We start from the raw sequence: 4,993 nt of genomic DNA, 5'->3' as shown, positions 1-4,993 counted from the left end.
CTATGCAGGAAATCCAACCAACCGTCAACACCCTGTCCACTTCTTCCGCTGGGTAACCAATGCGATCTTTGGCAGCAAGTTGGCAAGCTTGATGGATTACGTTCCAGCTAAAGAACCAGATCAAGTGGTGGTTCCAATTCATAACCAAACAAGCAATCCACAGCCAATCTTAGCCAAGAAGGATACTCCTAAAGTGCTCCTTCCACAAAAAGAAATGACAACAAAAAATGAAGAAAGCGTGCAAGCCTTGACTTACCAAGTAGGACAAAGCTTCCAAGGAAGTCCAGCCAAGGCACAATTGCCACAAACCGGAGAAGACACAACTGCACACTTCATTCTTTCAGGCTTCTTGTTAGCTGTAAGCGGAGGCTTCCTCCTCTTGAAAAAGAAAGAAGTTGAGTAAGTTCCAGGTTTAGACCTGGATGACATGAAAAGAACCTTTGCAGATGCGAAGGTTCTTTTTGGATCTAAACTATCTTTCAAAACTTTCCTTAGGTGAGTACGGACGTCAGCGAACTTCTTCGAAGTTCCATGACTGATTAAGATATAAAGGGCGTCTGCGGATACAGTCAAAATAGGGAGCAGGACAGAAGCACTTTTGTATGGTATTGCTTCGTTGTCCTGCCCCCACAAGGCTGATTAGGATTCTTCCAAGCTAAAAGGTGAGAGAAGAATTCAATCAGCTACTGTGTCTTGGATTTAGTACTAATGTATTTTGCGCTTTTGACACAATCCGCAGCCCGTGTTCAATTCGTTTTGGACCCCTTCGCTTTTTAATTTTTAGGCTCAGGCTAAAACAGTTCCCCGAACTGTTTTACTCCCAAAACTCCCGAGTGCTTGAAACAATAATGTTTCAAGCACTTTTCTCACGGCGGAAAGTTTCAGTTTATACTTGACTGATTCTAAAGTATAGAAAACTTATATAAATTTCTCCAGAATATTTAATGAAAATACTATTCTACATTAAAGTCTGACACTGATGCAAAATTTCTCCTTATTCCACCAATTCCAGCACGATGCTTTGGTAAGGGACCAATTCTAATACCTGGTCTCCTTCTTGGAACAACCCAGCAGTATTATTTAAAACGAGCGTTTTAATCGGAGCTGGTAACTCCAAAGTGGCCTGGCGATTTTGGAAATTGCTGATTACCAAGATACGCTTGTCTCCACGGCGTTCGAAGGCGATGATATTCTCGCGGTCCCGATAAGCTGGGATCATATCTCCAAACCGGATGGTATTTCCATAGAGGGGATGGCGATACAAGGCCGTCAGCTGACGGTAATAATTCAAAATAGAATCTGGATCCTTTTCCTGGTCTTCCACATTAATGGAATAATCTGGTTTGGGACTGATCAGCCAGGCTGGTACATCGCTAAAGCCCAGACCTGGCTCTCTTGTCCACTGCATCGGTGTCCGCGCATTGTCTCGGCTGTAGTTGGTAATCACTGCTAAGGCTTCTTCCTCGCTCAAACCAGCTTCTTTAGCCACATGGTAGCCATTGATGGTCGCGATATCATCAAAGTCCTCTACTGATTCAAAGACTTGGTTTTCCATTCCAATTTCTTGGCCTTGATAGATAAACGGAATTCCCTTGCGCAAAACCTGAATAGTTCCTAGGGCTTTTTTACTGGTGTCGTTTACTGGATCTTCAGCAATATAATGGGACACCCCACGAGGCTCATCGTGGTTTTCGATGATCGTCGAGAGAACTCCAATACTATCTGCGCGCTCATGCGCTTGGAAAATACTTTCCTTGAGTTCATCTGCTGTTGGAAGACTATGGTCAAACCAGCCTTTTCCTTCTTGGCCCAGCATGGTTTGTTTGAAATCAAATATCGATGAGAAAACGCCATCTTTTCCGATAAAGAAATGCAACTCTTCGTCGGTTTCATTGAACACTTCCCCTACTGTGAAAGCATTGTACTTGGCAAAGGTTTGCTCATTTAACTCTTGCAAGAAGGGTTCAATCGATTGGGCATTCACTAGAGACTCCGGTACTGGGACCAAGCCATTTTCGCGATCAGACGGAAGCGAACGCCATTCTAAATCCTTTTTAATATTGATGATGGCATCAATCCGGAAGCCCGCAATTCCCTTGTCCAACCACCAATTGATCATCCTGTAAATTTCTTCGCGCAAGATAGGATTTTGCCAATTGAGGTCTGGCTGGTCCTTATGGAAAGAATGGAGATAGTACTTATTGGTGCCAGGAACCGGCTCCCAAACACTGCCCCCAAAGTAACTTTCCCAGTTGTTGGGTTCTTTGTCACTTTCGATGAAGTAAAAGTAGTCCGCATAAGGACCATCTGGATCTGCTAAAGCCTTTTGGAACCACTCGTGATGACTGGAGCAATGGTTAACCACCAAGTCCATGATGATGGAAATGCCTCGCTTCTTACCTTCCGCAATCAACTCTTCCATATCTTCCATGGTCCCAAAAAGGGGATCAATGGAATAATAGTCTGAAATATCATAGCCCTGGTCAATAAAAGGACTCTTGTAAACAGGAGATAGCCAGAGAATATCAATCCCCAACTGTTGAAGGTAATCGAGTTTCTCCGTGATTCCTTTTAAATCACCAACACCATCGTCATTGCTGTCCTTAAAGCTTTTTGGGTAAATCTGGTAAGCGACCTTCCCCTTCCACCAGTCTTTTTCCATGTCTTGTCTCCTTAAAATGAAAGAGACCGAGACAAATCGTCTCAGTCTCTATCGTGTCAGTAGGTATTAGTATACTGTTTTTTCAGTTTCTTTATCGAAGAAGTGAGCTTTGTTCAAGTCAAATCCAAGTTCGATGGTTTCACCAGTTCCAAGGTAGTCACGCGCATCTACTTTTGCAATAAATTCGTTGTCACCAACTTGGCAGTACAAGTGAGATTCAGAACCAAGCAACTCAGACACTGAGATCGTAGCTTTCACGACTGATTCTGGGAAAGTTTCAAGGAAAGCAGCTTCTGTATTCACGTCTTCTGGACGGATACCAAAGATCAATTCTTTACCATCATAGCCTTTTTCTTTCAAGACTTTCAAAGCACCTTCTGGAACTTTCAAATTCAATCCATTAGCAACGATGTGTCCACCTTCCAATTTTACATTGATGAAGTTCATCGCAGGGCTTCCGATGAATCCAGCTACAAATTTGTTCACTGGATTTTTGTATACTTCTTGAGGAGTTCCGATTTGTTCTACACGTCCGATTGTACCAGTACCTGCAGGGTTTTTAGTAGCAGACATGATAACGATACGGTCAGCCAATGTCATCGCTTCTGTTTGGTCGTGGGTTACATAGATCGTTGTAGCTCCGATACGGCGGTGGATTTTCGCGATTTCAGCACGCATGGATACACGAAGTTTCGCATCCAAGTTTGACAATGGTTCGTCCATCAAGAATACTTTTGCATCACGGACAATGGCACGTCCCATGGCAACACGTTGACGTTGACCACCTGAAAGGTCAGCTGGTTTACGATCCAAGAATTCTTTCAAGCCAAGGATTTCAGCTGCTTCTTGTACACGTTTGTCGATATCTTCCTTGCTGTATTTACGCAATTTCAAACCAAATGCCATGTTATCGTACACAGTCATGTGTGGGTAAAGAGCGTAGTTTTGGAATACCATGGCGATGTCACGGTCTTTAGGTGCCACGTTGTTTACAACAGTGCCATCGATGGAACATTCACCTTCTGTGATATCTTCAAGACCAGCGATCATACGAAGAGTTGTTGATTTACCACATCCTGAAGGACCTACGAAAACGATAAACTCTTTGTCTTTGATGTCCAAGTTGAAGTCTTCAACTGAGTAGTGTTCGCTGTTTGGATATTTTTTGTAAATATTTTTAAGATTTAATTCTACCATGATGGTACTCCTTTGATTTTTATAGTTCTATTGTAAATGAAAACGTTTTACAAATCTATGGCAAGTCTCACAAAAAAGAAAAAGAGTTTTGTGCAAGTTGCACAAAACTCTCGATTGATTCCGTTTAAATGACATCTTGCAAGACTAAATGGTAGCAAAGAGCCAGATCTGTCAGATTTTTCAACTGGAGACCCGTTATCTCTTCCCACTTATCAATCTTGTATTGGAGCGAATTGCGATGGAGATAGAGTTGCTGGGCCGCCTTGGTCACGACTGCCCCATTTTCCCAAAGAGCGACAATGATGTCTTGCAATTGATCTTGACTTTCAATCAACTGATACAAGCTTTCTTTGATTGGAGTAAGGTCCAGACCTGCCTGCTCGATCCCCCACAGATAGAGTTGAGAAAAGCGATAGACACCTTGATGGCCCTCTCGAATCCAAGCTCGAAAGACCGCCTGTTCTGCTCGGATGACAGGAGAAACTTTCCCGTCTTTAGACTCGGTCCATACTTGCCCGACCAGGATAGATAAACGAATGTTGAAATCATACTCCATGGCAGAGACGGTATCTTTTAAGATATCGGCCACAGGTAAAGACTGGTCTTGGTCCAGAATGAGCACATAATCTTGTCCGCTCAGTTGCAAGGTTGCTCGGAAATTGGGCAAGAGTATCTGCATCATCTCTAGCCAAGAAGCCGTCCCTTCCGCTGTTGAATGCGAAATGTGGCAATAGACGAGCTGCATTTTTTTGATGACTTGAGGGGCTTCTCCCTTTCCATCGATCAGGTACTGGTACCAAGGATTAGGGGCAACCTCTTCTTCACCGCCCAACCAGGAAATCAATTGTTTTTCTCGCTCGGTTAACTCTTCTTCCTTCAGTAGCAGCCATTGATGAGCCTGAAGGGGAATGGCTACATAACCAGCTGGTGGATGGGCTTGATCCGTCACCTCTGCATGAGGAAACCACTCTCTGATATTTTTCACTGCTTTCTTCCTTCTTCTACTTGCTGGATGCACCAGTTGATCAATTCTTCTAAACGAGCAAGCTCACCCGTCATATGAAGATAGCCCATAACGGCTTCAAAGCCTGTCGACATACGATAAGTCACGACATCCGCATTTTTGGCCTTGGT

4 protein-coding genes and 1 pseudogene are annotated in these 4,993 nt (G+C 43.5%); 1 reads left to right on the top strand and 4 read right to left on the bottom strand.

Annotation, left to right across the window (positions count from 1 at the left end):
- Positions 1 to 403, top strand: a 403-nt coding sequence (locus PAN06_RS12925; protein ID WP_269796526.1) for an LPXTG cell wall anchor domain-containing protein, incomplete at its 5' end; no start/stop codon positions are given.
- A 591-nt stretch (positions 404 to 994) separates the two neighbouring features.
- On the opposite strand, the gene PAN06_RS12920 is transcribed toward PAN06_RS12925, so the two are convergent.
- The 4 genes and pseudogenes from PAN06_RS12920 to PAN06_RS12905 all read right to left on the bottom strand — a co-directional run.
- Entirely contained in the window at positions 995 to 2,662 is a 1,668-nt protein-coding gene (locus PAN06_RS12920) for an alpha-glucosidase (protein ID WP_269796525.1), read from the bottom strand.
- A gap of 66 nt (positions 2,663 to 2,728) precedes the next feature.
- Complete coding sequence (ugpC, locus tag PAN06_RS12915; protein ID WP_021154414.1) at positions 2,729 to 3,859, bottom strand: sn-glycerol-3-phosphate ABC transporter ATP-binding protein UgpC; 1,131 nt, start codon at positions 3,857 to 3,859, stop codon at positions 2,729 to 2,731.
- A 124-nt stretch (positions 3,860 to 3,983) separates the two neighbouring features.
- On the bottom strand, positions 3,984 to 4,844 hold the full coding sequence (locus tag PAN06_RS12910) for a helix-turn-helix domain-containing protein (RefSeq protein WP_269796524.1): 861 nt from the start codon (positions 4,842 to 4,844) through the stop codon (positions 3,984 to 3,986).
- Positions 4,841 to 4,993, bottom strand: a pseudogene (locus PAN06_RS12905) (Mini-ribonuclease 3); the annotation flags it as partial. The gene PAN06_RS12910 and the pseudogene PAN06_RS12905, both read right to left, overlap by 4 nt.

This window comes from Streptococcus sp. SM3, from assembly GCF_027497875.1.
The sequence above is the reverse complement of the archived record's forward strand: the minus strand, read 5'-3'. Positions and strand labels throughout refer to the sequence as shown.

What these genes read in the sequence shown, in the direction of transcription:
- PAN06_RS12920 (WP_269796525.1), bottom strand. Translation starts at nt 2,662, where the DNA reads ATGGAAAAAGACTGGTGGAAGGGGAAGGTCGCTTACCAGATTTACCCA.
- ugpC (WP_021154414.1), bottom strand. Translation starts at nt 3,859, where the DNA reads ATGGTAGAATTAAATCTTAAAAATATTTACAAAAAATATCCAAACAGC.